This is a genomic window from Neolewinella xylanilytica, from assembly GCF_002934605.1.
GTDB classification, from domain to species: Bacteria; Bacteroidota; Bacteroidia; order Chitinophagales; family Saprospiraceae; genus Neolewinella; species Neolewinella xylanilytica.
Map to the genome: position 1 here is coordinate 1996616 of NZ_PTJC01000005.1, position 26796 is coordinate 2023411.

General features: G+C 59.1%; 25 protein-coding genes. 11 read left to right on the plus strand and 14 right to left on the minus strand.

The window, feature by feature from the left end:
- Nucleotides 1–199 precede the first annotated feature (199 nt).
- Together CLV84_RS07745 and CLV84_RS07750 are read right to left on the minus strand one after the other, a co-directional pair.
- Entirely contained in the window at nt 200–2695 is a 2496-nt protein-coding gene (locus CLV84_RS07745; RefSeq protein ID WP_104419143.1) for an FtsK/SpoIIIE family DNA translocase, read from the minus strand.
- Nucleotides 2696–2998: 303 nt separating this feature from the next.
- Nucleotides 2999–4504: a DASH family cryptochrome gene (locus CLV84_RS07750; RefSeq protein WP_104419144.1), complete on the minus strand. Its 1506-nt coding sequence runs from the start codon at nt 4502–4504 to the stop codon at nt 2999–3001.
- 85 nt (nt 4505–4589) lie between these two features.
- On the opposite strand from CLV84_RS07750, the gene CLV84_RS07755 reads away from it, so the two are divergent.
- Nucleotides 4590–5420: an alpha/beta hydrolase gene (locus CLV84_RS07755; protein WP_104419145.1), complete on the plus strand. Its 831-nt coding sequence runs from the start codon at nt 4590–4592 to the stop codon at nt 5418–5420.
- On the opposite strand, the gene CLV84_RS07760 is transcribed toward CLV84_RS07755, so the two are convergent.
- From CLV84_RS07760 to CLV84_RS07780, 5 genes are read right to left on the minus strand one after another with little or no spacing between them, the layout of a single operon-like run.
- Nucleotides 5417–6565, minus strand: coding sequence for a mechanosensitive ion channel family protein (locus CLV84_RS07760; RefSeq protein WP_104419146.1), 1149 nt, complete (start codon nt 6563–6565; stop codon nt 5417–5419). The genes CLV84_RS07755 and CLV84_RS07760 overlap by 4 nt on opposite strands.
- Nucleotides 6566–6619: 54 nt before the next feature.
- Nucleotides 6620–7885 (minus strand): hemolysin family protein, encoded by a 1266-nt coding sequence (locus tag CLV84_RS07765; protein ID WP_104419147.1) that lies wholly within the window; start codon nt 7883–7885, stop codon nt 6620–6622.
- 9 nt (nt 7886–7894) lie between these two features.
- Nucleotides 7895–8899: a sugar phosphate nucleotidyltransferase gene (locus CLV84_RS07770; RefSeq protein ID WP_104419148.1), complete on the minus strand. Its 1005-nt coding sequence runs from the start codon at nt 8897–8899 to the stop codon at nt 7895–7897.
- Between the two features lie 54 nt (nt 8900–8953).
- A complete protein-coding gene (gene porQ, locus CLV84_RS07775) occupies nt 8954–10006 on the minus strand; it encodes a type IX secretion system protein PorQ (protein WP_104419149.1) in 1053 nt (350 codons plus the stop codon).
- A 35-nt stretch (nt 10007–10041) separates the two neighbouring features.
- The gene (locus tag CLV84_RS07780) at nt 10042–10701 is read right to left on the minus strand and encodes a toxin-antitoxin system YwqK family antitoxin (protein ID WP_104419150.1); all 660 of its coding nucleotides are present in this window, start codon (nt 10699–10701) and stop codon (nt 10042–10044) included.
- A 202-nt stretch (nt 10702–10903) separates the two neighbouring features.
- Between CLV84_RS07780 and CLV84_RS07785 the strand changes: the two genes are divergently transcribed.
- Together CLV84_RS07785 and CLV84_RS07790 are read left to right on the plus strand one after the other, a co-directional pair.
- A complete protein-coding gene (locus CLV84_RS07785; protein WP_104419151.1) occupies nt 10904–11458 on the plus strand; it encodes an FKBP-type peptidyl-prolyl cis-trans isomerase in 555 nt (184 codons plus the stop codon).
- A 9-nt stretch (nt 11459–11467) separates the two neighbouring features.
- A complete protein-coding gene (locus CLV84_RS07790) occupies nt 11468–12466 on the plus strand; it encodes a hypothetical protein (RefSeq protein ID WP_104419152.1) in 999 nt (332 codons plus the stop codon).
- 13 nt (nt 12467–12479) lie between these two features.
- Here the strand turns inward: CLV84_RS07790 and CLV84_RS07795 are convergent, their stop codons facing one another.
- Both CLV84_RS07795 and CLV84_RS07800 read right to left on the minus strand, forming a co-directional pair.
- Nucleotides 12480–13091, minus strand: a complete 612-nt coding sequence (locus CLV84_RS07795) for a DUF4294 domain-containing protein (protein WP_104419153.1) — start codon at nt 13089–13091, stop codon at nt 12480–12482.
- Nucleotides 13092–13179: 88 nt separating this feature from the next.
- On the minus strand, nt 13180–13989 hold the full coding sequence (locus CLV84_RS07800; RefSeq protein ID WP_104419154.1) for a beta/alpha barrel domain-containing protein: 810 nt from the start codon (nt 13987–13989) through the stop codon (nt 13180–13182).
- A gap of 123 nt (nt 13990–14112) precedes the next feature.
- Here CLV84_RS07800 and CLV84_RS07805 point away from each other — a divergent pair, with 123 nt between their 5' ends.
- On the plus strand, nt 14113–14334 hold the full coding sequence (locus tag CLV84_RS07805) for a hypothetical protein (protein ID WP_104419155.1): 222 nt from the start codon (nt 14113–14115) through the stop codon (nt 14332–14334).
- A 91-nt stretch (nt 14335–14425) separates the two neighbouring features.
- On the opposite strand, the gene CLV84_RS07810 is transcribed toward CLV84_RS07805, so the two are convergent.
- Both CLV84_RS07810 and CLV84_RS07815 read right to left on the minus strand, forming a co-directional pair.
- The gene (locus tag CLV84_RS07810; RefSeq protein WP_104419156.1) at nt 14426–15037 is read right to left on the minus strand and encodes an L-threonylcarbamoyladenylate synthase; all 612 of its coding nucleotides are present in this window, start codon (nt 15035–15037) and stop codon (nt 14426–14428) included.
- Nucleotides 15038–15206: 169 nt separating this feature from the next.
- Complete coding sequence (locus tag CLV84_RS07815) at nt 15207–16445, minus strand: ABC transporter permease (RefSeq protein ID WP_170067612.1); 1239 nt, start codon at nt 16443–16445, stop codon at nt 15207–15209.
- A gap of 128 nt (nt 16446–16573) precedes the next feature.
- Between CLV84_RS07815 and hscA the strand changes: the two genes are divergently transcribed.
- Nucleotides 16574–18454, plus strand: a complete 1881-nt coding sequence (hscA, locus tag CLV84_RS07820; protein WP_104419158.1) for a Fe-S protein assembly chaperone HscA — start codon at nt 16574–16576, stop codon at nt 18452–18454.
- Between the two features lies 1 nt (nt 18455).
- On the opposite strand, the gene CLV84_RS07825 is transcribed toward hscA, so the two are convergent.
- The gene (locus CLV84_RS07825; protein ID WP_104419159.1) at nt 18456–18779 is read right to left on the minus strand and encodes an Hpt domain-containing protein; all 324 of its coding nucleotides are present in this window, start codon (nt 18777–18779) and stop codon (nt 18456–18458) included.
- A 361-nt stretch (nt 18780–19140) separates the two neighbouring features.
- Here CLV84_RS07825 and CLV84_RS07830 point away from each other — a divergent pair, with 361 nt between their 5' ends.
- From CLV84_RS07830 to aat, 3 genes are read left to right on the plus strand one after another with little or no spacing between them, the layout of a single operon-like run.
- Nucleotides 19141–19611, plus strand: coding sequence for a redoxin domain-containing protein (locus tag CLV84_RS07830; RefSeq protein WP_104419160.1), 471 nt, complete (start codon nt 19141–19143; stop codon nt 19609–19611).
- A gap of 29 nt (nt 19612–19640) precedes the next feature.
- Complete coding sequence (locus CLV84_RS07835) at nt 19641–19937, plus strand: ATP-dependent Clp protease adaptor ClpS (RefSeq protein ID WP_104419161.1); 297 nt, start codon at nt 19641–19643, stop codon at nt 19935–19937.
- Between the two features lie 3 nt (nt 19938–19940).
- Nucleotides 19941–20639: a leucyl/phenylalanyl-tRNA--protein transferase gene (gene aat / locus CLV84_RS07840; RefSeq protein WP_104419162.1), complete on the plus strand. Its 699-nt coding sequence runs from the start codon at nt 19941–19943 to the stop codon at nt 20637–20639.
- Here aat and CLV84_RS07845 read toward each other — a convergent pair.
- The gene (locus tag CLV84_RS07845; protein WP_104419163.1) at nt 20636–22051 is read right to left on the minus strand and encodes a Gfo/Idh/MocA family protein; all 1416 of its coding nucleotides are present in this window, start codon (nt 22049–22051) and stop codon (nt 20636–20638) included. The two genes, aat and CLV84_RS07845, sit on opposite strands and share 4 nt — an antisense overlap.
- A 147-nt stretch (nt 22052–22198) precedes the next feature.
- Here CLV84_RS07845 and CLV84_RS07850 point away from each other — a divergent pair, with 147 nt between their 5' ends.
- Nucleotides 22199–23497, plus strand: coding sequence for an NAD(P)/FAD-dependent oxidoreductase (locus tag CLV84_RS07850; RefSeq protein WP_104419164.1), 1299 nt, complete (start codon nt 22199–22201; stop codon nt 23495–23497).
- Nucleotides 23498–23575: 78 nt separating this feature from the next.
- Here CLV84_RS07850 and CLV84_RS07855 read toward each other — a convergent pair whose 3' ends face one another.
- Nucleotides 23576–24286, minus strand: coding sequence for a SpoIIAA family protein (locus CLV84_RS07855; protein ID WP_170067613.1), 711 nt, complete (start codon nt 24284–24286; stop codon nt 23576–23578).
- Nucleotides 24287–24510: 224 nt separating this feature from the next.
- Between CLV84_RS07855 and CLV84_RS07860 the strand changes: the two genes are divergently transcribed.
- Both CLV84_RS07860 and CLV84_RS07865 read left to right on the plus strand, forming a co-directional pair.
- The gene (locus tag CLV84_RS07860; RefSeq protein WP_104419166.1) at nt 24511–25629 is read left to right on the plus strand and encodes a glycosyltransferase family 4 protein; all 1119 of its coding nucleotides are present in this window, start codon (nt 24511–24513) and stop codon (nt 25627–25629) included.
- On the plus strand, nt 25619–26674 hold the full coding sequence (locus tag CLV84_RS07865; protein WP_146088750.1) for a glycosyltransferase family protein: 1056 nt from the start codon (nt 25619–25621) through the stop codon (nt 26672–26674). Before CLV84_RS07860 ends, CLV84_RS07865 begins: the two co-directional genes overlap by 11 nt.
- Nucleotides 26675–26796: the final 122 nt, after the last annotated feature.

The window sequence follows — 26796 nt, forward strand, 5'->3', positions numbered from 1 at the left end:
TCGAAATGAACGGATGCTACTGCTGCCGAGCGACAGCTGATTCCGCGGGGCCGATAAGCGGCATATGCGGAATGAAATTAATGCGGAAGTCCTAGGTAATAAAAGCTACCGAAGTCTTCCCCGGTTGAACGTGTTTAAAGGCCGGTGGAGTATGCCGGGCAGCCGGATTTAGCACAACGGGTAGGCTACGGCGGCCCGATCAGCTCCGGTTCCGCAAATCATCGATAAAGCGCGTCAACTCCATCTCGTCGTAGACCAATACTTCCCGGGGTTTACTGCCCTGTGAAGGCCCTACGATGCCGAGTTGTTCCATCTGGTCCATGATGCGGCCGGCGCGGTTGTAGCCGAGCTTGAGGCGACGCTGCACCATACTCGTGGAACCGTGCTGCTGCTGGATGATCAGCCGGGCGGCATCTTCGAACATGTCGTCGAGATCGGCGTAGCTGAGCGCTCCGGAGCCGGCCATTTCCTCGTCGGTGTTGTATTCGGGCAGGAGGTAGGGCTCCACGTAGCCGCGCTGCTGGCCGATGTAGTTGATGACTTCCTCCACTTCCGGCGTATCGACGAAAGCTCCCTGCAGGCGGACCACGTCGCCCCCGTTGCTGAGCAGCATGTCTCCCCGTCCGATCAGCTGGTCGGCACCGCCGGAGTCGAGAATGGTACGGGAGTCCACCTTGGCGGTAACCTTGTAGGCGATCCGGGCCGGGAAGTTGGCCTTGATCACGCCGGTAATGATGTTGACCGAGGGGCGCTGGGTGGCAATCACCAGGTGAATGCCTACGGCCCGTGACAGCTGCGCCAGCCGCGCGATCGGCATTTCCACCTCCTTACCCGCCGTCATGATGAGGTCGGCGAACTCGTCGATGATCAGCACGATGAAGGGGAGGAATTTGTGCCCTTTTTCGGGGTTCAGCCGCCGCGCCACGAATTTTTCGTTGTACTCCTTGATGTTCCGCGCGGCCGCCTTCTTGAGCAGGTCGTAGCGCTGGTCCATCTCGATACAGAGCGAATTCAGGATGTGGATCACCTTGGTGGTCTCCGTGGTGATCGGCTCCGTCTGCCCCGGCAGGAAGGCCAGGAAGTGGCTCTCCAGCTTGGCGTAGGGGAAGAGCTCCACCTTCTTCGGGTCGATCATCACGAGCTTCACCTGGCTGGGGTGCTTCTTGTACAGGATCGACATGATGATCGAGTTGATACCGACCGATTTACCCTGACCGGTAGCACCGGCCACCAGCAAGTGGGGCATCTTCGCCAGATCGGCCACCAATACCTCGTTCTTGATCGTTTTGCCGAGCGCCAGGGGAATGTCCATCTTAGCGGTGCGGAATTTCTCGCTTTCCAGTACCTCCCGCATGCTCACCATCTGGGGGTTCTTGTTCGGCACCTCGATACCGATGGTACCCCGGCCGGGTATCGGCGCGATGATCCGGATCCCTAGGGCCGCCAGCGACAAAGCGATGTCGTCCTCCAGGTTCTTGATCTTGGATATGCGTACGCCGGGGGCCGGCACGATCTCGTACAAGGTGACGGTAGGCCCGATCGTGGCGCGGATCTTCGTGATCTCGATCTTGTAGTTGAGCAGCGTCTCGATGATCTGATCCTTGTTCGCCTCCAGTTCGGCCCGGTCCACCTCGTGCTTACCGGTTTCTCCTTCGAGAAGCAGTTGCAGATGCGGCTTCTCATAGGAAGGTAGGTCGGCGGTAGGATCGTAGGGCTCCGAGTGATCGGCGTTTTCCTCGGTCACCGCCAGGCTGGTATCGATCCCTTCGTCGCCGTCGGCTACGATCAGGTTGTCGCCACCCACCGCCAGGGGGTCCTTTCCGACGAGGGTGAGGTCGCCCACGGACTCCAGCGGCATCTCCATCTGGTCGCCCCGCAGCTGTTCGCGGCCTTCCTCGGACAGTGTACGCGGCCGCGGCCGGGGGCTTTCGATCTCGAAGTCGCCATGATTGCCCGGAGCGAGTGTCTGCGGGCGGTCCGTCTCGCGTTTAGGCGAAGAAAGGTTGGGCGCCGGGGGCGCAGGTGCGGGGGCTGTCCGGGGAGCGGTGGCGGGCTTTGGTTTGCCCCGAAAGCGAACCATCTCGGAGAAGTGGTCGACCACGTCGTTGCGGATCTGCCGGGGTGAGCCGTTGAAGTCGATCCGGGCTTCGAAGATCAGGTACAGCCCGAATAGCAACAGCAGCAGCAGGATCACCCCGAAACCACCCAGCACCCCGGAGAGGTGGGATACTAGATAGTCACCGATCCCCCCACCCAGCGGAAAATCCGTCAAACTACCGAAGGCGAAACTCAGCAACACCGACAAGCCGAGCGTGAAGAGCATCAGCTTCACGAAAAGGTTCGTCATCGGCCGCAGCGGTGCCCTCCGCAGCCGGTTGAGGCCCAGCCGCCCCAGGAAGTACACCAGGATAAAACTCGGTAACCCGAAACAGAAGTAGATGAAGAAATTGGACAGGAAAGCACCCAGTCTTCCCAACCAGTTGTCGACCGTAGCCGCATCCTCACTCAGCAGTTTCCAACTGAAGCGCAGCACGCGGTCCTGATCGATCTTCCACGTAAAAAGGTAGGAGACGAAAGCAACGGTCAGGTAGACGGAGATGAACAACAACAGCAGACCGAATAATTTCGGAATACGCTCGTCCTTCAGTCCCATTCGAAGACCGAGTTGTCCGCTCTGTTTCTTTGTTTTGGCCATTCAGTAAGTGGCTTGTTAGCCTAAGCGGCGAAATTACGATAAATGAGGGGAACGGCAGGGGTGCCCACCGGTGAAGTTTGCGCTGTTAATTTTACGACGCTGCCTCCCGCCCCTCGTTCATAGGCGGCGGCGCACTAAAACCCGGATGTTAGGACGCGGTATTTTCTCTAGTAGATTGCTCGCTCCCGCATCGCTCGTAGTTCGCTGTCTCCACGTCGAATAGGGAGCCGCCTGCTCCTGCGCTTGCCGCCATCACCAAGGTACAGTCCGCCGGTAATTGCCGCGGGCTACGGACCAGTCGCTTTAGGCTAGCGGAAAAGGCTGGCGACCCTGGCCGGCGGGCTTCCCTTTTTGCTCCTTGCCTTTCTTCGGGCGCCAGTGGGTACTGTTGACGATGGCATGGGGGTAATCGGTGCCGAGTTCGAGGTCGTATTCCGCCTGCTGGGAAGCGCTCAGCAAGTCGGGCTGGTGGACGTACTCCTCGGGCACTTCCGCTAGCTCGGGGCACCAGAGCCGTACATATTCTCCCTTCGGATCGTATCGTTCCGCCTGGCTGAGCACGTTGAAGTGCCGATCTTCGCGGGGGTCGGTACCCACGCCGGCGGCGTACTGCCAGTTGCACCAGTTGCTCGTGACATCGTAGTCGATCAAGGCGTGCTCGAAGTATTCCGCCCCGAGTCGCCAGTCGAGTTGCAGCTCCTTGACGAAATAGCTGGCTACGTTTTGTCGGCCACGGTTGCTCATGTAACCGCTGCGGGCGATCTCCCGCATATTGGCATCCACGAAGGGGGTGCCGGTTTGCCCGTCGATCCAGCGGCGCAGCAGACTGCGGTCGGTAGACCATTCCGAATGCTCGGTCTCCGAAAAACCGTTCTTGTGAAAGATCCGCTCCCCGTGTTTTTTACCCATCAGGCGGAAGAAGTCGCGCCACAGCAACTCGTAAATGACCGAATACGTACTGTCGTTTGCTCCGTTCTTGGTTTCGTAGGCCTTGATCTCGGCGTAAAGTTGCTTGGGGCTCAGGCAACCCTGCGCCAGCCAGGCACTGAATTTCGTGCTGTAGTCGCTGCCGATCAGGCCGTTACGGGTTTCCTTGTACGTGGAAATTCCCTGACGGTCGAAGAGGTAATAGGCCAGTCGGTCCAGACCGGCGGTTTCGCCCCCGTGCCAGCGAAGGGCCGCGCGTTCGTCCTCGGGGGGCAACGCCATCCCGAACTCGGAAAGCTCGGGAATATCGCCGCTCTCGATGCCGGTACCCTGTGGGAAAGGGATGCGGGCCGGGGTCGGGATCGGTTCCCGAATTGGGGTCAGCCGCTCGGTTTCCTTCCGAAACTGGGTGAAGGTATCCGGCGTCTGGGTAATGGGAAAGGGCAAATCGGAAGTATAGTAGAGTAACTTGCCCCGGGAGTAGTACACCTCGCGGCCGATGGACCAAAGATTTAGCTCGACGTCGTTCTGCACCCGCAGCTCCTCCCGAGTACGCTCCCGGTTGCAGAACACCCAGCTCGCGCGGCACTGTTTGGACAACTCCGGCAGGATATCCTCGGGATAGCCGATGCGTACGATCAGATCGGCCCCCCGGTGGCGGAGGCTTTCGCGCAGGTCGGTGACACTCTCGAGCACGAAGCGGGCCCGGTGCGGACCGATCTTCGGCAGGCCGGTAAGGGGAAGGGTGCCCCGCCATTCCCGGGGGTCGATAATGTACACGGGAAGCAGCTCGTCCCCCTGCTTCAGCGCGTCGTTCAACGCTTCGTTGTCGTGCAACCGGAGGTCTCTTCGAAACCATACTATTGCCGCTCGCTTGCTCATTTTTGCTGGGATTTGTCGCTGCTAGGGTAACCCCGGGGAGCGGCTATGGTTGCGACATCCCGCGGATGGGGAGCTATCTTTGAGCATGCGAATCGCTCTCTTCTTCCTCACGCCGATTTTCTTCCTGGGCGGACTTCCGGGAATGCACCTTGGCTCCTGCGCTTTGGCGCAAGCAACGTATACCACCCTCGAAAACGTCAATTATCGTCCCGACAGCGCGGATGCCTACGTACGCGAACGCTGCGTGTTGGATCTGTACTATCCGCAAGACAGCGCCGGCTTCGCCACCGTCGTTTTCTTTCACGGGGGCGGACTGAGCGCAGGTGACAAGTTCATTCCCGAACAGTGGCGCGAACAGGGCATTGCCGTTGCGACCGCCAACTACCGGCTGCATCCCCGGGTACAAAATCCGACCTACATCCGCGACGCCGCCGCGGCTGTCGCCTGGGTAATGGAACATATCGCGGAATACGGCGGCGACCCCACCCGCATCTACGTCAGCGGCCACTCCGCCGGCGGCTACCTAACCAGCATGATCGGCCTGGATACCACCTACTTGGCTGCCTTTGGCAAGCATCCGGATAGCCTGGCGGCCCTCATCCCCTTCAGCGGGCATACCATCACCCACTTTACGGTTCGCCAGGAAAGGGGGTTGGAGTGGAACGACGTGGTGGTCGACCGGTACGCGCCCATCCGTCATCTTCGCCCCGGCGCCCCACCGATCCTCCTCATCACGGGCGACAGGGAACGGGAGCTTTTCGGGCGGTACGAGGAGAACGCCTACTTCTGGCGGATGCTCCGGCTCTCCGGTCATGAGGAAAACTGGCTGTACGAAATGCAGGGTTTCGACCACGGGGGCATGGCCCGGCCCGCCAGTATCCTGACCCTCGATTTTATCCGCGGAAACCTCGATTAGCTCCGGTCGCCTTCGGGGAGGGGAAGCTGCTCGGCGTCGGGGTGGGGTACTCTGGACGTTTCGGAGGGACTCATTTCCACCCGAGTTTTCGGCAGGTGATCGGGGTAGGTTTCCTGAATCCACCCGATCAGGTGCTCCCGGATGGCACAACGCAGGTTAAAGGTTTGCCCGCTGTCGGCCGCGCTGGCAATGATGCGGATGGTAATCACGTCCGCGTTGTTGTCCGTTACCGCCACGCCGAACACCTGCTTGTCCCACAGTTCCTGGGTTTCGGTAAACCGCTGGGCTTCTTCCCGGAGTTTTTGGACGGGAAACGTATAGTCCACGTACATAAACACGCTGCCGATCAGCTGGGTGGTGCTGCGCGTCCAGTTCTGGAACGTATCGTCAATGAACTTCTGGAGGGGCACGATCAGGCGGCGCTGGTCCCATATTTTCAGGGTCACGTAGGTTAGCGTGATTTCCTCCACGCGACCGAATTCGCCGTTTACGATCAGGGCGTCGTCGATGCGGATCGGTTGGGTGAAGGCGATCTGAAAGCCGGCCAGGAGGTTAGCGATCGATTTCTGAGCCGCGAAACCGATGATGATCCCGCCGACGCCCGCCGAGGTGAGCAAACCGGTACCGATGCTGCGTACGGCGTCGAACTGGAGCAGGATAAAGGCCACCGTAACGATGAAGATGATGATCCCGATTATCCGTTGGATGTACTGCAACTGGGTGAGGATTTTCCGCTCCTGCAGGTTGTTCGAGGTTTCGATGCTGTAGCGGTGGCGGACGGTATCGGCGGCCACGTTCACAATCCGGATCAGCAGCAGGGCACCGGCGATGTACAGGATCGTCCGCACCATGCGGATACCCCAGTGCAGGTACCAGGGAGAGGTATCCGGTTCTGGGAAAACGGTGGCCTCGAGTTGGTTCCAGAGGATGACGGTCACCGTCAGGGTTAGCACCCAGTAGAAGGCGTTCCGGGTATTGTCCACGATGGCTTCCAGCGTGAAGCTTTCCGTGCGCCGACCCGTGCGGCGCAGAATGGCGTAAAGCACCAGCGTGATCAGGGCCGCGACCAGCGCGGCAATCCCGAATCGAACGGCCATACGAATGAACGGTGGCGTAGCATTGATAATATCGATAAGGTCATTCATCGGCGTGGGGCTCGTTTCAAAACCGGGAAACAAGGCTGGCCGCAACCGGTTCGCTCAATCCGGCTGTTCCGGCGGTAGGACGTGCAGATGCACCACTTCGATCCGGGTATTGCTGACCTCCAGCATGCGGAAGTTGAAGCCTTCGAGTTCCAGGCTTTCGTCCTGCTCGGGCACCCGCTCGGCGGTGGTCACGATGAAGCCGGAAAGGGTCTGGTAGTCACCCTCCGGCAGCGTGAGGCCGTATTTATCGTTCAGGTAGCTGATCTCCAGGCGGCCGCTGAAGCGGTAGTACCCGTTGCCCTCATCGATCTCTACGTACTCGTCTTCGTCGTATTCGTCTTCAATTTCCCCGAAGATCTCTTCCAGCAGGTCTTCCATGGTGGCCACACCCGCGATGCTGCCGAACTCGTCCACCACACAAAAGATGCTAAGTTGCTCCTTCACGGCGCGATCGAGTAAATCGGCCACGCGCGCTACTTCCGGTACGAAGGTGATTTCCAGGATACACTGCCGGATAGTGTCGGGGAACTCCAGCAGCTGCTGATGATGGACGTATCCCAGCACATTGTCAGCGTCGCCATCGATCACGATGAGCCGGCTGAGGTGGGTGTCAATAAATTTCGCCTCCAGTTCTTCCACGGTGGCCGATACGTCGATGCTTTCGATCTCGGTCCGGGGCACCATACAATCCCGGATGCGGACGTCGGCCAGGTTCAGGGCATTGCCGAAGAGCTTGGTGTCGATGGCGGATTCCTGCTCTTCGGAGGTTTGACTGCGGTTCACGAAGTTTTCCAGGTCCAGCCGGGTGAGCACGGTGTCGAGTTCCGCGCTCGGGCGCTTGAAGAACAACCGCAGCAACCAGTCGCTAACGGTGGTCATCACGATGCTAGGTATCCATAGCAGCGCCTGCAGGATCCGCAGGGGAAGGGCCCAGAAGTAGAGCGCATTGTCCGAATACATGCGGAAAACCGTCTTGGGGACGTACTCACCGAAGATGAGCACGACAATCGTAATGATCAGGGTGTTGAGCAGCAGCACCAGGATTTCCGTCTCGATGCCGAGGTAATTGTTCACCATCAGCGTGAGGGGCACCGTCATCAGCGACGTGAAGGCCACCAGGGCGATGTTGTTCCCGACAAGCATGGTGCTCAGAAACTGGGCTGGCTGCTCGAACCAGCGCGTCAGGATCCGACTGCGGGTATTGTTGCGCTTTTTCTTTAGCTCGACCCGCAGTTTGTTAGCCGACACGTACGCGATCTCGGAGCCACTGAACAGGGCCGATAGCAACAAGCAAACAATGATGGCGATCGTCAGGCTCATGGAGTGAATTTAAAGCTGACCGCCAAAATCGATCTCGGTGTTGTCACCGATGTTAAGGCTATGCCGCATCCCACCGATACTGGCGTCGTTGCCGACCACCGATTTACGGAGAACGATGTCGTAGATGCGGGCGTAATCGCCGATGATGCTGTCGGACACGATGGCGTTTTCCAGCTTGGAGTTCGCGCCGACCGTGACGTGGGGGCCAACGATGGAATTGCTGATCACGCAGTCCTCCCCGATGTGGACCGGGTGAATGATGATGCTGTTGTCGTACGGCGGCGGATCGTCGGTCGCGAACCCGGGCCGGTCGAGAAAGATGGCGTTGGTTTGCAGCAACACCTCGCGGCGCCCGCAGTCGAACCAGTTGTCCACGCGAATGGCCCGGAGCTCGGTACCCCATTCCAGCATCCGCGCCAAGGCATCGGTGAGGGGGTATTCGCCGATGCTGCGGATCTTGTGCTCGAGATTATGGGCACAGGCTTCGATGAATTGTTGCACCTCCCGGATCTTGTAGCAGCCCACCATGGCCAGGTTGGATTTCGGGATGGTCGGCTTTTCGATGAGGCCGCGGATGTTTCCCTCCGCATCCTGCTCGACTACCCCGAACTGCCGTGGATCTTCCACCGTCTTTACGCCGACGCAGCTGGTACGGGAATTGACGAATTCGCTTAGGTCTGCATCGATAATGGCATCGCCGAAAAAGATCATGATCTGGTCGGCATCCACGTAGTGGTCGCGCGCCAGCCAAATGGCGTGGGCGGACCCCATGCGCTCTTCCTGATTGACGAATTTTGTATTCAATTGCGGATAAACCCGCTCGATGTATTCCCGGATCTTTTCCCCGAGGTACCCGATAATGAACACGAAGTCGTTTACCCCGAGCTCGATGAGCTGATCTACGATGAAGCTTAGAATCGGTTTGCCCGCAACCGGGATGAGGGGTTTAGGCTGGGTGTAGGTAAGGGGTCGCAGACGCATGCCCGCCCCGGCAACGGGGATGATGGCTTTCATATGGTAAAGGTACGTAGGGGGACTGGTTTGTTGGGGTAGACTTACGGAGTCGCCTTACCGTATTATCGTCCCCAGGCCCAGCTGGTTCACTCCGCCACCCAAATGGTAGGTGGTCCGTCCGTAGCTGATGCGAAAGCGTTTCGTCCGCCAACCAAAGCCGAAGCTATAGCCTGCCCCGGAACGAAAATCGACCAGTCGGAGTTCGCGCCGGAGGCCGTGGTTGTAGCCCACCCGCAAGCTGAGGTTCCGTTGCTTGCCGATAAGCAGCTCGCCGTTGAAGACGAAGTGGCGCGCCAGGTTGTCAAAAAACAGGGCGCCCGCTCCCCGGGTATTGTCGGTGCTTTCGTCGTTGATGAGAATAGGGGAATCGTCGGCCGTATTAGGATTATCGTACAGCACGTTCCAGCGATCCAGGTAGCGGTAGATGACCGAAAAGCGAAATGGCAGGTACTTGAGTTCCCGGCTCAGTCCGACCTGGAGCTCGAAGGGCATGGGCTCCCGGTAGCCCCCGTCGGCATAATGGGTGAGCTGCCGGCCGAAGTTGCGGGCCAGGAGGGTGATGCCGAAACGCCCGGAGGTATCGCGGTAGAAGACCCCGGCGTCGAAGCCGATGCCGAAGCTTCCGTAACCGGCGAGCTGGGAGCCGATCAGCTTCATGTTCACTCCCACCGACAGCCGTTCCTCGATTTCGCGCGCCGCCCCGAGGGTAAGCGCGAAATCGCCCGCGCTGAAAGTGCCGATCGCCTGTCCGGTCACGTCCCGGCGCACCAGGTCCGAACCGTAGCCAACGTACTGCAGCCCGCCCTGCAGCGTGAGTTTCGGGTCGTCGAGGTAGCGGCCGTAAGCCAGGTAGCTGTTGTGGATACCGGCGGGTACGAAGGCGTGGCTGAGGGCGACCTGACCGTGCATATCGCGATTCAGCAACGCCGGGTTACGGGCCGCAAGCGTGAGGTCGTCGTTCCGTACGGAGATGTGATGGCCCCCCAGTCCCGCTACGGCGGCGGAGGTGGGCAGGTTCAAAAATTCGTAGGCGGAAATCCCGCCTACCTGGCACGTAAGCGTAGCGGTAAACAGGACCAGGACGGAAACGAAGCGGCATCGGCTCATACGGGACAAGATAGGAAAGTCGGCAGGGGCGTGGCCTAGTCTGCTGCGTTAAGGTCGGGCGGACGCGTCATATCCGGGGCCGCCGCCGGGGGCTGCCCGCCTTCCGCCACCTTCCACCTGGCCAAACAGATACCATCCTCGCAGTTCCTGACGGCGATCAACTGGCCCGTTTCGTCGAATTGCCAGAGGGTGCCGCTCTCCTTGCCGTCGGTGTACGTGCCGGCGGCCCGCGGCTGGCCGTTTTCGTACCATTCCCGGAAAGGGCCATTTTCCTTATTGTCCGTAACGGCCACCACCTCCCGGACCCGGCCATTGGGCCAGTACCGGATCCAGTCGTCGCTCATAACGCCCGCCGTGTACCTGCCGCGGAGCCGTAAGTTCCCCAGGGAATCGTAGGTGATGTACGGCCCGTCGAACTGGCCGTCGCGGTAGGTTTCTACCAGTTCGATTTTTCCGTCGGCGTAGTAGGCGGTTCGTTCCCCTTGTAGCTGGCCTTGCTCGTACAGTTCCTCGCTGATCAGGTTGCCGGCCGGGTCGTAGCGGCGGGAAAACCCTTCCCGTTCCCCGGTTTCGGGAGATACCTGGTACTCGGTTCGGTAACCCTGCCCGTCCGTTTCTTCTTTTGTTTCGAGCGCCGGGCCGCAGGAGCAGAGCAATAGCGTAAACACCAAGGCTGATTGGAAACGGATCATCATCGGTCAATCGGGTTTGTCTACGGTAGCGTTTTATCCGCCCCCCGCTTTTCGATGTAACGTCAGACCCAACCGAAGTGTTATCGTCAGCGTCCGGGGTGGGGGAGTAGGACACGGCCGTACCCGGTGGAGCCGTGGCACAATAATTCATCCTTCTTGGTCCGAGGGTTAGGTCGGACCCATTCCTTTTTTGCACATTTGTACCATGCCGGTTTTTCTGTGTTTTCTCATCCTATGGTTGTCTTCCTGTGGGCCATCCACACCTCCGGATGACGACTCCGATCGGGCGCCGGCCGAGCGGTCAGCCATCGAGGAGCGTTTGATTACGGAACTGAGTCCGACCGAGGATCTCGCCGGCCGACAGCGGAACGCCATCATCAACCGCGCCATCGACCGGCATTACGACGTCTACGTGGCCCCGGAAGGCTATTTCTACGAGGTGCTCGACTCGGGGAACTACAATCCGCTCGCTTCCGGCGATATCGTTTCGGCTCACTACACCGGCTGGTTTTTAGACGGGACCCAATTCGACGGCAGCCGGCGACGGGGCGAACCGCTTCGGTTCCGTATCGGCGACCTCATTCCCGCCTGGAACCTCGCCCTGCCGCGGGTACGGCCGGGAGCCCGCTTACGTATTCTGACACCGAGTAGCCTGGCCTACGGGACGGAAGGGCTGGTGGCTCCCGACGGAGATACGCTGGTGCCGGCAAATGAGCCCCTGGAGTTTTTGATTGAGGAAATTACCATCCTGGAAGAGTAATCCACCACCATGCCACCATCCGATTTTCAGAGCAGGTACTTTTCGAACCTGAAAAAGCGCTTTTCGAGTAAGCAGGCCATGATCGAGGCGGTGGCCGAGGAACTGCACCTGAGCCGCGACGCCATCTACCGGCGGGTAAGGGGAGACAGCCAGCTGACGGCCAACGAACTGGCGACCCTCGCCCGTAGCTTCGAACAGCCGCTTCCCGATGGCCAACAGCACATTCCCTTTAAATACAATCGGTCGGAAGGAACCATCCGCCGCCCGGAAGACTACTTCGCGCAGCTGGCAACCCACTTCGAGCAGGTGCGGCAATTGACCGACCCCCGCCTCTATATCGCCAATCCGGGTATTCCGATCTTCTACGAGATGCTATATCCCCGGCTGTTAACGCTAAAGCTCTACGTATACGGTAATACCTGCTGGGATTTTCCGGGGTGGCGGGAAATGGCCTTTTCCAACGCCCTGATCGACCCACAACTCCTGGACCTGGCCTTCGAGATGGGCTTAGCTTCGCTGGACATTCCCGGGGTGGAACTCTGGTCGCTCGGCCTGTTGAATACTACGCTGGACCAGATCGAATACCTCCACGTGGCGGGGCGTTTCGAAGACCCGGAAGGGGCGTTATTGTTGCTCGACGATACGGAGCATATGATCAATCACCTTCACGGGATGGCGCGGGTCGGCAAAAAGTATCGCCCCGGCGGACAGCCTACGGAAAATAGCGCCCCCTTTCGGCCGGTACATAACGAACTGGCCAACAACGACAACGCGATTATCGTGGAGTCGAAGCACCGCAGTACGCTGTTCGTTACCTTCATCACTCCCAACTTTTTGCAGACCGAGGACGCGCAGACCTGTCGCGTAACCCGCGAATGGTTCGACCGGATGGCGGCTGTGTCCGGTTCGCTGGGGCCGGAAGCCAATAAATACCGGGAGTGGTTCTTCAACCGCCTGCGGTCACAGGTCGACCAGGTTCGCCGCCGCGTGCTGGCGGGGGCCTACTGATGGGACCGGGAAATTAGCGGCGGACTTGCTGCTCCGGCAGCTGGTAGCTAACGTCGAAATCGTCCAGCACGGCATCCAGAATGCGGTCGTCGCCGATCTCGTATTTCTGCTTGAGTTTGTGGCCATAGAAGCCCGCGAGCGTGGCCCAATAGCGGGCTGTGAGCCCGCCGCGCAGATCCTTGATCAAATCGTAGATAGGCTCGCCGGTTTCCCGTTCGATCATGGATATCAGCACTTTGCCCTGCGTTTTCGACATGCTCTTCAGCGGCTCTTCGAATTTTTCCTCCAGTTCTTTCTGCAGCCGTTTGATGTAGCGGCGGCGGTCGCGGTTGTTCATGTTCTGGGTCATGTACTCCGTTTCCCGGAAGATCCGAATGGCATCGACGGCGTAGGGGTAAACGCGCTGGGCGTAGATGCGGTAGCGGCGGTACAATTTGTATTCCTCGTCGGACTCGAAAAATTCGGGCGAACTGACGGAGACATCTCCCAGCTGCGCAATAATGATGGTGTCCCCACAGTCATCCAGCGTATACGGATAGTAGGACCCGTTCACCTTCGTGTATCCCGTCTGAGCAGTAGCCGAGGCGGCAAGAACTATATAAAGACCGAGAAGTAAAAGGCGCATAAAGGGGGTTGTCTGACGTAAAGTAAATGCGCGGTGGCCGTATTTCGGTGGGTTCAGTCGGACGATTTGTCGCGCATCCTCCGTCAATTTACGTAAAAACGGCCAGGCTGGCCTGCATGGCTTCCGCAAAGTCATTGGCATTCACGCCGGTAGGGCGGTTTCCGAAGTATTCAACGAGATGCTCCGTGGGCATATTGCCGGTAAGCTCGTCCCGGGCCATCGGGCAGCCGCCAAACCCGCGAATAGCCCCGTCGTACCGTTTACAACCCGCTTCGGCCGCGGCAACTACTTTTTCCCGCCAGGATGTCGGAGTGGTGTGCAGGTGAGCACCGATTTCCAGGGCGGGATACCGGGGAATCAGGTTGGAAAACAGGTAGGAGATGCTGGCCGGCGAGCCCACCCCGATCGTATCCGAAAGCTGGAAAATGGAGATATCGAGTCGGGCGAGGCGTTCCAGCCACAATTCGACGACGTCTACGTTCCAGGGGTCACCGTAGGGATTGCCGAAAGCCATACTCAGGTAAATCACCAGTTCCTTCCCCCGGGCGCGGGTAAGCTCCTGAATCTGTTTAACCCGCTCGACGCTATCGGATAGGGTGGCGTTCGTATTACGCAACTGAAACGTTTCGCTGACGCTAAAGGGGTAGCCGAGGTAATCGATCTGCTCGTGTTCCAGGGCGGCCACGGCGCCCCGACGGTTGGCCACGATGGCGAGCAGTTTCGTATCGGTGTCCTGCAGATCGAGGCCCCGAACGACCTCCGCCGTATCGCGCATCTGAGGGATGGCCTTGGGCGATACGAAGCTTCCGAAATCAAGGGTGTCGAATCCACAGTGTAGCAACCGCTGCAAATACGCCGTTTTCACCTCCGTAGGGATGAACGCGTGGCGGCCTTGCATGGCGTCGCGTGGGCATTCTATTATCTTGATTTCTGGCACGTAGAACGGCTTGTTAAGGGATATTTCCCCCTGGATCCGACAACACCTACCGGTGCGCGGGAGTTTTGTTGCAAAGTTGCGGCTATGCTCAGACACTCCACCACGCTTACGGTCATCGGATTTTTGCTCCTCTTCCTCGGGCTGGTGTCCCTGGTGCTGAACTACGTCGGCGTCGACATTTTCTTCCTGGCCTGGATCTACGATCTCGGCGTCGGGGTGTCCTTCGCGATCCGTCTGCTGATGGTGCTGATTGGGTTTACCCTGATTTACATTGCCCAAATCGACTGGGACCGGGAGGACGTCTGAACGCTCCCGGTCGCTCAGCCGTAGGGGGATACCGAAGCCCGTTAAGTTTGGCGCCGCTGCGGATAAACGCCCCACCGGGCCGCCATACGGCCTACTTCAGTACGCCCGCGCCGGCACGCTCCAGCAGTGCTTCCTCGCCGGTACAGTCGATGATCGTGCTGGCCTCGTTGCCGCCGATGCCCCCGTCGATCACCGCGTCCACTCGCTTTCCGTACACTTCGTGAATGTCGCGGGGATCCGTGTAGTATTCCACTACGTCGTCGATGTGTTTGACGCTGGCGGTGAGGATGGGCCGACCGAGGCCGCGTACCAGGGCGTCAACAATATTGTTATCGATGATGCGGACGCCGATGGTTTCCTTGCGGTTTTTCAACACCTTTGGAGTCCGGTTATTGGATTTCAGAATAAAGGTGAAGGGGCCGGGAAGGTTATGTTTCATCACCCGGAAGATGTCGTTGTTGATCGTGGCGGAGTACTCGGTAACCTGGCTGATATCCTGACAGATAAAGCTGAACATGGCCTTGTTCGGGTCGATACCGCGAATTTGCGCCACGCGCTCCACCGCATTCTTGTTGGTGATGTCACAGCCAATACCGTAGACGGTGTCGGTGGGGTAGATGATCACGCCGCCCTCCTCGAGAATGTCGATCATTTGCTTGATGAGGCGAGGCTGGGGATTGTCTGGATTAATGGTTACTAACATATTGCGGGTTTTAACGACAATATACACAGGATGGTGAACGGCGAAAGGTACGCGCTGCTGTTCAATCCGGCGGAGCAATCGGATGTTCGCGGAATGGGGCACAAGCTTTCCGGTGCACCCACTCTAGCCGGGGTTCGCTCGCTACCGGAACGTTCCGGTAGCCACACCATCAGCTCCGATGAATCGCCGCTACCGGATCCAGGCGGGCCGCCCGGCGGGCGGGGTAAGTGCCGAAAACGATGCCGGTGACCACCGCCACCCCGAACACAATCGCCAGGGTACGCAACCTGAACACCGCCTCAAAGTCGGTTTCCAACCACAGGGAAATGACGGCGGCAATGGCAACCGCAGCCAGGGAACCGACCGCCAGTCCGATCAGGCTACCCAACGTGGAGATGGCGACGCTTTCCGACAGGAACTGGGCGAGGATACGGCGGGGATCAGCCCCCACCGCTTTCCGGATGCCGATCTCCGGGGTCCGCTCCGTGATCGACATGAGTAACACGTTCATGACCCCCACGCCGCCAACCACCACGGCGATCCCGATCAGGAAGCTCATGACGAGCCGGAATACCGTAAAGCCAAGTTCCAGTTGTTTCACCAGGTCCAGATTGGCCACCGCTTCCACCGGGTCCTCGATGTGGGCAAAGCGTTCACCGAGCCACTCCAGCATGAAATCGCGACCGGGCGCGATGTCTTCCACGCGGTCGAAATTCACGATGGCGAGCAACGGGGAAGTCTGCTGCTCCGGTAAATTTTCCACCACGCGGAGGGGTAGGATGGCCTCCATCCGCTCGTCGCCCGCCTCCGCGGGGTAAATGCCCACCACCTCGACTTCGCCGCCGAGGATGCCGATTGATTGTCCGAGTGCCGCGGACAAGGAATCGCTTCCGGTAACGAGCCGGCGGGCGAGCACATGGTTGATGACCACCGACCCCCCCGACGGCCGATCGTCCGCTGCTTCGAGTTGGCGGCCGTAGGTGGGTGTGGGTGCCTCTTCGGCGAAGGGGAGGGACGCCGCCGTATACCGCACCGCCAGGGCTTCGGAGGTGTCGAGCCGTTGCACCATTGTCGCCCCCGCCAGGTAACTTTGTCCGGCCGCCGGGTAGGGCATAGCGAGGAGCATACTATCGATGAGGTCCCGGCGTAAGTCGGCGGTTTCCCGCATCGGAACCACTACGCCGTCTATCCGCCGACTCGTTCTGGCGCGGACCAGCACCGATTCCATACTTGAGTTGGCGGCAATGCCTTCGCGGGCCAACTTTTCCAGTCCGTCAATGATCGCCAGCATGGCTACCAGCGCCGCCACGCCGATGATGATGCCGAGCACGGAGAGGAAGGTCTGGAAGAAATTGTTGCGTAGGTTCTGGAAGGCTTCCGCGAAAGCGGTCCGGACGGAGGTGAGCATAGGGTAGTGGGCGTTTGCACCGAAATAAATCGGATGCCACCGCATTACGCACTTTTTTCGACCGGGGGGTGAGTCACATCGTCCACCGAAGCGCCAAACCAGCCCCGCCGCTTCGGTGTATACCCACTATGGCAAAGTATAGTATTGACCTCCAAGCAGGAAAAGTAAAGGAAGACGACGTCGTAAAAACCAGGGGCGAGACCATTGTCGGCATCGACTTGGGCACGACCAACAGTCTAGTAGCCATCGTGCGGAACGGCAAGGCGGAAGCCGTGTCCGGACCGGACGGAAAGAGCGTGCTGGTGCCGAGTATCGTTCACTTTAAACCGGACGGGACAACGCTGGTGGGCGACGGGGCGCGGGAGCAGTTACTCGCGGAACCCGAAAGGACCATCTACAGCGTCAAGCGCCTGCTCGGCAAATCCTACCGCGACCTGGCTGGGGTAAAGCATCGCTTCGGGTACCGGATTATCGACGAAGACGAGGATCGACTGGTCAAAGTCGCCGTGCCCGATACAGAAGGGAACGATCGCTACTACAGCCCGATCGAGCTTTCCGCCCAGATCCTGAAGGCCCTCAAAAGCCGGATCGAAGCGGAATTGGGTACGCAGGTCAGCCGGGCGGTCATCACCGTGCCGGCCTACTTCAACGATGCCCAGCGCCAGGCAACCCGCGATGCCGGGAAACTCGCCGGACTGGACGTATTGCGAATCGTCAACGAACCGACCGCTAGCAGTCTCGCCTACGGCATCGGCCTGACGGAGGAAGACGAGGGCCGCACGATTGCGGTCTACGATCTCGGCGGCGGCACCTTCGACGTGTCCATCCTGCGTATCGAACAAGGGATTTTCGAGGTGCTCTCCACCAACGGGGATACCTACCTCGGAGGTGACGATTTCGATCAGGCCATCGTGGATCTGTGGCGCGATAGGTACAATCTGGAACTGCATACCGCAGCGCAACGCGGAGAACTCAGGCTGCTCGCGGAACGCGCCAAAAAGCACCTCGGGCGGGAAACGCATTTCACCGCCGATTATGGGGGGCGTCAACTGGAACTGACGCGCACCGAAGCGGAAAACCAGTGGGCACCACTCGTTGAACGTACCCTTAGCTCCTGCGCCCGCGCCCTGAAGGATGCGAAGCTGGAAAAGGAAGCGATCGACCACGTTATCATGGTGGGGGGGAGCACCCGCGTACCCCTTGTCCGGCAAGAAGTAGCCAGCTTCTTCCAGCGGGAAGTAAACGACAGCCTGGACCCGGATCAGGTCGTGGCTCTCGGTGCCGCGATCCAGGCCGACGTGCTGGCCGGTAACCAAAAAGACGTCCTGCTGCTAGACATCACGCCGCTGAGCCTCGGCATTGAAACCGTCGGTGGATTGATGGACCCGATCATTCCCCGCAACGCCAAAGTGCCGACCAAGGTGGGCCGGAAGTATACCACCAGCGTGGACGGCCAGGTAAAACTGAAGGTGGCCGTGTACCAAGGAGAACGCGACATGGTAGCCGATAACCGGAAACTTGGCGAGTTCGTACTGGAAAACATCCCCCCGATGCCCGCCGGCATCCCCCAGATCGAAATTCAGTTCTACCTCGACGCAGACGGTATTCTACGGGTTAAGGCGATCGAGAACCGTAGCGGTACCGAGCAGAGCGTGACGATCAAATCGCAGTACGGGATATCGGAGGAAGAAATGGCCATGATGCTGCTGGATAGCCTGCAGAACGCCGAAGCCGATATGGTGACCCGGGGATTGGTAGAAGCCAAAACGGAGGCGAACAACGTCTTGCTGAGCGCCCGGAAGTTCCTGCGACAGAACGAAAGCTGGCTCACCGAACAGCAGGTTACCGACATTACCACCTACGTCGAAGCACTGGCGAAAAGTATCGATGGTAGCGACAAGGACGAGATTAACCGGAGGCTGGAGGCACTGAATGAATTTACCGCTCCGCTGGCACACGAGGCCCTGGATCGGAACGTAGCAGCCGCCATGCGGGGCAAGGATATTTAATTTACCATTTCTCGCGGCTCAGCGCCTGGACCAATTGGCGCATCATCTCCAATAGCCTGGATTTGCGCGACGGGGAAATCGGCCGACGGTGGCGCAAATCTTCCGTTATAGCGGTTAGTTCGTCGCGGATGGAAGTTGCGTCCACCAAGTGGAGGCTGGTCTTTAGTTTGTGCTTTAGGTCCGCTACCTGCTGCGCATCCTCCCGGGAAAGCGCGGTAGCCAATTGATCGATCGCGGTGGATAGTTCCCGCTCGAGCACTTTCGCGAATTGCTTCAGGTCGTTGCTATCGTGGTCCATGGCTTCCCGTAGTTCCAGGTAGTTCATGACAGTAGGGTTTAATCGCTTCGCTACTGGTAGGTGCGAAGCCTTTGGGGCGAAATAGTTACCTCGATCGACCGATCCTCCGTGGTAAAGATGGTGGTGTCAACGAATGGGTATGCAATAATAGCAAGCTTTCGCGGCCCGGCCCGGAATTAGCAAGTCGCCGAGGTTTATCGCACCGCTTTTCCGCCGGGGAAAAGCAAACGGGAGGAAGGAACCAATTTTACCGTCGATGGCGGGGTGGCCTCCGGCCGAAATAACCGGCTTGGGCGGATTACAAATGAGTCTGCCCCGGAACGCGGCGAGCGGTAAACATTAGCGCCGACCCCTTGTCTTAAATTTATACCTACCAAAAGCCACCTAAATGAATTTGAAATCCGGCGACAAAGCACCGCTATTTACGCTGTTCAGCGACACCCAGCAAGCGGTCAGTTTGACTGATTACCGCGGGCAAAATCTCGTCCTGCTTTTCTTCCCGCTTGCCTTCACCGGCGTTTGCACTGAAGAGATGTGTACGATGCGCGACACCCTCGAAGCCTACAATAAACTGGATGCGGCCGTCGTAGCTATCAGTGTGGACAGCCCGTTTACCCTGGCGCGCTTTAAGGAGGCGGAGGGACTGAATTTCGCCCTACTCAGCGATTTCAATAAGGAAGTGAGTCGGCAGTACGGAGTCCTCTACGAGCGCTTCGTTATGGAGATGCAGGGCGTCAGCAAGCGAGCAGCTTTTATTATCGATGGGGAGGGAATCGTTCGCTATACGGAGGTGCTTGCTTCCGCCGGGGACCAACCGGATTATTCCGCGATCCAGGAAACTTTGGCCCATCTGCAGTAGTTTTTTTATCGAATTTAGTGCGTGAACTTATGAGTATATATGCATCTGGTCAGGAGGATGTCCTTTTGGAGGAAGACATTGACGTTGGCACCGGCGAACCCGCCGATCTGATCGTATTCAACGACGACCATAATACCTTCGATTGGGTTATGCAAAGCTTCGTCGAGATACTCGGCCACACCGCCGAGCAATCCGAGCAGCTTGCCTTGATGATTCACCTGAAGGGTAGGGCAACCGTAAAGTCCGCCGCCTTCAACGAACTTCGCCCCAAAAAGGAAGCGCTCTGCGATCGGGGCCTGAGTGCCGTGATCGAGGGCAAAGGATAATGAATGCCCCTGTACCGTCTCGACCCCCGGTTTCCGGAATTATTCCCCGACCCTCAGCGAACGAATGGGGACGGACCTGCCTGCTTCGGGGGTGACCTGAGTCCGGAACGGCTCTTCAACGCTTATCGATTAGGATTCTTTCCCTGGTTCGCCGAGGGAGAACCCATCCTTTGGTGGCATCCGGACCCGCGCTGCGTGCTGTACCCCGATAAGCTCCGCGTCAGCAAGAGTATGCGGCCCTATTTTAACCAGGAAAAATACCACGTCACCTACGATCAGCGATTCCGCGAGGTCATGGAATCCTGCCGCGGCCTCTACCGGCCCGGGCAGTGGGGGAGCTGGATCACCGACGAACTCATCGAAGGCTACGTAGGGCTCCACCAGCTTGGTATAGCCCACAGCGTCGAGGTCTACGAAGGAAGCGACTTGGTTGGTGGGCTATACGGCCTTTCCCTCGGGAAAGTATTTTTCGGGGAAAGTATGTTTTTTACCCGGCCGAATGCTAGCAAGTTCGGCTTTATAAGCCTGGTTCGGCGGCTCAGCGACCACGGTTACCGGCTGATCGATTGCCAGCAAGAAACGAATCACCTATTGAGTCTCGGGGCGGAATCGATTCCCCGCTCCACCTTCCTTGAGCATCTGACCGAGATTGATGCCGGGAACACGGAGCGGGGGAAATGGTCGATCGGGAACGGATACTAAAAGTTCCGTAGCTCTCCGGGGCCGACGAAGCGGTTCATGTCTTCCACGTTCGTCACCCGCATGTTTTCACCGTCCCAAAGCAGGCGCGTACGGCCGCGCAGTTCGAATTCACCTTCCTCGCCGTTGAGCTTTGGAAAGCGGTATTCGTAGCCCCGTACGGCGAGGTTACCCATCAGGATGGTTTCCGTCAGCGGGCCGGCCTTGCCGAGGTGACTGCTGGGTTGGTAGCCTTCCTTGATGCCGTTGATCCAGTCCATTTCGTGGGATGTCTCGACCCGGGCCAGCGTTTCGGGCACGTTGATGTCCTCCATGCGGCTGGTGGGCAGCAGGCGGGGATTTTGACCGTAGGTGTCGGCCATCAGTTTACCCTTGTCGCCGACCATCAGGAAACCGCCATCGCTGCCGCCCATCGGTTCGTCGACTCCGAGTTCTTCGGGGCGTCCGGGTAGGATGCCGCCGTCGGTCCAGATAAGTTCGACGGGCGGGCGCTCGCCGCGCTGGGGGAACTTCACGTGAATTTTGGCGGCGGGGGGGCAGGTTTCGGGAGTATAGTCCGGATTCCAGTTTTGACTAAATACCTGTACCACGCTGGCCTCTGCGCTTACGGGGTAGCCCAGTTCCAGAATGTAGAAGGGGGTGTCGAGGATGTGGCAACCCATGTCGCCGAGAGCTCCGGTACCGAAATCCCAGTATCCCCGCCACGCGAATGGATAGTAAGCGGAGTTGTGGGGCCGCATCTCGGCGATACCGAGCCAGAGGTTCCAGTCGAAATCAGCGGGAATGGGGTCGGTACCCTGGGGCAATTTGCCGCCCTGGGGCCAGATGGGGCGGTTGGTCCAGGCATACACGGTATGAACGTCGCCGATGAGCCCGGACTCGACGAGTTCCTGGGTGCGGCGGATGCCGTTGCCGCTGGCGCCCTGGTTGCCCATCTGGGTGATGAGCTCCGGTTTGCGTTTGGCCATCTCGGTGAGCATCCGTACCTCCGCGATGGTCCGTGCGAGGGGTTTCTCGATGTAGACGTGCTTACCAATTTCCATGGCCGCGAGACCGGCGGTAGCGTGCATATGGTCGGGAGTGGTAACGACCACGGCGTCAATATCCTTCCCGTATTTCTCGAGCATGACGCGGAAATCCCGGTCGTAGGAAGCGTCCGGGAACCGTGCTCTGGTATCGGCGGCGCTCGAGTCGTGTACGTCACACAGCGCCACGACGTTTTCGCTCATCAGGTTTCGCAGCGTCCCGGTTGCCTTTCCGCCGGCACCGATGGCGGCGATGTTGACCGTGTCGGAAGGCGCCTGGAAGCCTTTTCCACCCAGGACGTGGCGGGGAACGATGGTAAAGGCCGCAGCCGCTCCAGCGGCGGTGCGCAGGAATTGCCGACGATTACTGGGTATAATTTTCTTCTGCATGATCAGTGTATTGGTGGAGCAATATACACAAAACACGGAAGCGCAAAAATGAAATAAATCGATTTAGTCGTTTCTTAACTCGGTCGCCCGCTGTCGCTTCCCCCGACCTGCGAACCTTCTCCCCGTCTGGGGGCTTACTGCCAGCATATGGATCCTACTACCAAGATCAACATCCCCGAAAGTCCGCTGGAACGCATCGTCATCGTCGGTGGCGGGTTCGGGGGGCTGCAGATGGCCCGTAAACTGGTCAAGGCCGAGTACCAGGTGGTGCTCATCGACCGCAACAATTACCACCAGTTCCAGCCGCTGTTCTACCAGGTGGCCATGGCCGGATTGGAGCCGAGCAGCATCGTTTTTCCCTTCCGTAAGTTGTTCCAGGGTAGGGACAACATCTTCATCCGAATGGCGGAAGTCACCCACGTCGATCCCGTGGCTAAGCAGCTACAGACCCCGTTGGGCCACTGTAACTACGATCACCTCATCATCGCGACCGGGGCGGATACCAATTATTACGGCAACGAGGAACTGGAGCGGCAGACCCTGCCTATGAAGTCGGTGGTCGAGGCCCTCCAGCTGCGGAATGCCATCCTGGACGACTACGAAGACGCGCTGACCACTCCTGGCTATGACGACCGCCAGGAACTCGTGGATGTTGTTATCGTAGGCGGAGGGGCTACCGGCGTCGAACTGGCCGGCTCCCTGGCGGAAATGAAGACCCACGTATTGCCAAAGGATTATCCCGAACTGCACGTGGAGGAGGAGTTTGACATCTACCTGATCCAGTCGGGAGACGTCATTCTCAAGGGCATGAGCGCGAACAGCAGCGAGAAAGCACTCAAATACCTGGAAGAACTGGGCGTGAAGGTGATCCTCAACAGTCGCGTCACGGCTTTCGACGGCCGGTTGGTCTCCCTGGACGACGGCAGGACCATTGCCTCCCAAAAGGTCATCTGGGCCGCGGGAATTAAAGGAATGCCGCTGCCGGGCTTACCTCCGGACACGATCACCTACGGCAACCGCCTGGCCGTCGACCGCTTCCACCGCGTCAGGGGCATGGATGGCATCTATGCGATCGGCGACGTGGCTTATATGGAAGAGCCGGACTTTCCCAAGGGGCACCCCCAAGTGGCGCAAGTGGCCATACAGATGGGAGAACACCTCGCGAAAAACTTGCGCTACCGCCACGCCCGCGGAGAAAGTTGGGAACCCTTTCACTACCACGACAAAGGGAGCATGGCTACCATCGGAAGGGGCCGCGCCGTGGTGGATATCCCCAAGCCGGAATTCCACTTCGGCGGCGTCATGGCCTGGCTGGTGTGGTTATTCGTACACCTCTTTGCCATTCTCGGTACCCGCAATAAGCTCTTCGTTTTCCTGAACTGGCTATATAACTACATCAATTACAACCAGAGCTTGCGGTTGATCATTCGCCCACGGAGTAAGTAGTTGCCATTCTAACGACGGAGCGGTACGGTACTACCGTACCAAACTCCCACCCCGGGCGGCCCGACACTACCGCATAATTCAGTCCAGCCAGGCAATGGCCCGCTTCCGCTCGATGGAAGAAAAGGCCGCGAGTTCCAGTCCGGGGGTAAGTAGGTCGCTAAGCTTTACGCTGGTTTTGAGCCACGACTGGTCGCCGATGATGGCCACCCGTTCGATGTCTTTATAGAACTTCAGGCTCGCCTTCAGGTCTTCCCAGGGTTTGCGAGCCTTGATGCCATCGGTGCCGATCACTTCCAGGAGGATGCGCGCCTTGCCGTAGTGTTTTACTTTTTCACCGATGAGGACGTTGATCCGGTCGTAATCGGCCGGGTAGAGCTGGCCCACGATCGCCAGGCCCAGCAGGCGCTCGTCACCGAGATCGATCTCCTTTACGGCCGCTGCGGTGGCTGGCGCTTCGCGGTCGCCCTGGAGCCACTGGTGGGCCAGTTCCCCCTCACTGAGTTTAAAGGTTTTTACCTCCATGCGGGTGGTGAAATAGTCAATACCCCCGGTGATGGCGGAAAGCCAGCCATGGTCGGTTAGCACTGCGTATTTCTCGATCCTATCGAGCAGGTCTCGCTTTCCTTTGATGGTGTCCCAGAATGATTGGTAATTAGCGAAACCACTGACGTTTTTGATGTTGCCGAGGAGCCGGATACGCCCGTGGGTGACCACTTTGGCTTCGATGGCCATCAACAACTTGCGCATCCCCTCTTCGTCCACCTCCCCGTCGAGGGTAAAGCCTAACATATTGGGTTGCGATAAGGGGAAGACAGAGACCATGAATGAAATTTCTTGTTCTAACTGCTGGGGCGGGGGAAAGGATTACTTGCCGGGTAATTTATCGACGAGGACCCGCTTCGGCTCGATGTGGAAAACCTATCCCGGTTTTTCAAAACCAGGATGGAAAAGTTTAGGTTAGACCGGTACCTGCCCTATTTCTCATATGGCAGAAAACCTTTAGCCCTGCGTTTATGAAGATTGCCATCATCGCCCACCTGAAATTTCCGATCGCGGAACCCTTCCACGGCGGGTTGGAAATGCACACCCATTGCCTCACCGAGGCGTTGATGCGCCGGGGGCACGACGTCACGCTTTTCGCCTTACGGGAGTCGGACCACCGATTCCAAATCGTGCAACCTACCCTGGACGCGATCACGCCGACACCGGGCGTGGACCTGTTTGACGGAGAGCCGGGCTTCGGACTGGAGTTCGTCAACAAGTTCCACGCCTACATGGAAGTACTGCAGGTCATTCAGCGGAGCGATTTTGACGTCGTGCACAACAACTGCCTGCATTTCCTGCCCCTCTCCCTAGCCCATACCCTGGGCTGCCCGATGGTTACCACCCTGCACTGTCCGCCATTTGCTTCCTTGCGTAGCGGCGTCATCCTCGCCCGGCCCTACCTCGGCAACCAGTTCGTAGCCGTTAGTGAAAGCATCGCGCGGCAGTGGACGGAAGACATTACGCACTGCCGGGTGGTGCTGAACGGCATTCAGGTCGATCGGTGGGCATTTTCCCGGCGGGGTAGGGAAGGAACCGCCTTCTGGTTCGGTCGCTTCTGTCCGGAAAAGGGTCCACACCACGCGATCCGGGCGGCTAAATTAGCCGGCTACCGCTTGCGGCTGGCGGGATCGATCTACGACCACGCCTATTTCGACCGCTGCATCGCCCCGGAGCTCGACGACCGCATCGAGTACGTCGGCCATCTCGACCACGCCGGCATCTGTCGCGAAGCGGGCAACAGCGCAGTGGGGCTATTTACTTCCGTCTGGGAAGAACCCTTCGGATTGGTGCTCGCCGAACTACTCGCCTGCGGAACGCCGATCGTCTCCTTCGACAGCGGTGCGGCCCGGGAGATCGTCGGTACCGGCTGCGGCGTGATCGTACCAAAGGGGGACGCGGCAGCCATGGCTTCCGCCATTCCCCAAGCTGCCGGCCTCGACCGGGCTTACTGCCGGCAGTACGCCGAGCGGCACTTCGGAATCGACCGCATGATCGACGACTACCAAGCCCTCTACCAAAAACTGGCTCCTAACTCCGGCAAGACCCGTGAGGCCGTGCTCCATCCTCCCAGCATCAGTGTCGCCTAGACCCGTAGCCTTTTACGTACACCACCACGGTAGCGGCCACGCCAATCGTACCAGATTGCTGGCGGAGCGATTCGCTCCAGACGTCCCGGTTCACGTGTTTACCTCCGCGCCGCAGCGGTTTGCCGACTGGCAGCGTGGCACCGTTCACTACCTGCCGCCGGACAGCGCTCCCGACCGGGATCCCGCCGCCGATCTCCTGCAGGAGGAAATCTTTCACTACGCGCCGGTGGATCTTCCCGGCCTGCAGCAGCGTATGGCACGAATGGCTACCTGGGTCGCCAATCACCGACCGGCCCTTTTCGTGGTCGACCTTTCGGTCGAAGTGCTCCTCCTCGTTCGCCTGTGCGGGGTGCGTACCGCTCTCGTACGCTTGCACGGGCATCGCGACGATCCCGCCCACGTTGCCGCCTTCCGCCTGGCCGACCGGCTGCTGGCACCCTTTTCCCCGCACTTGGAAGACGCCCATACGCCGGCGTGGATCCGCCGGAAAACCCGGTATCTGGGTGCGTTCAGCCGCTACGATCACCGAACGGAATCTAAGGCTGTCTGTCGCGAACAGCTTAAGCTGGAGCGGGACGCGAAAGTGGTCACCGTGATCAATGGTTCGGGCGGCGGAGCGCGGGAGCCGGGTCACTGGGGAGCTATCGCGCGGGCCTGTCCGGAATGGACCTTTCTCCTCGTCGGGAAGGTGGAGGCCGCTACCGATGGCCCGGACAACCTGCAGTTCGTCGGATTGGTCCGCGATACGTTTCCGTACCTGCGGGCGGCCGACGTGGTGGTCGGGAGCGGCGGGACGAACACCATGATGGAAGTCGGGGCCGCCCGTACGCCATTTCTGAGCTTACCGGAGCCCCGTCCCTTCGACGAGCAGCTTTGCAAGATGCGGGCATTGGAACGGCTGGACCTTACCCGGATTCTGGAACCGAACCTACCGGTAGACGCCTGGAGGGATCGCCTGGAGGATGCCGCGGGTCTGGATACTTCGGCTTGGGATCCGCTTTTCGCCTGGCGTTCCGACGACGACCCGTTCGGGGATATGGGGTAGAAGAGGTAAAAGTGGCAGTCGGTGGAGTCCGGCACGATCGTTGCACCTTTCCACCTGCGCTCCGGCGCCATACACGCTCTCCAATCCTTCCGTACCTTTGTACTTTGGAAGTTCGCCCTCCA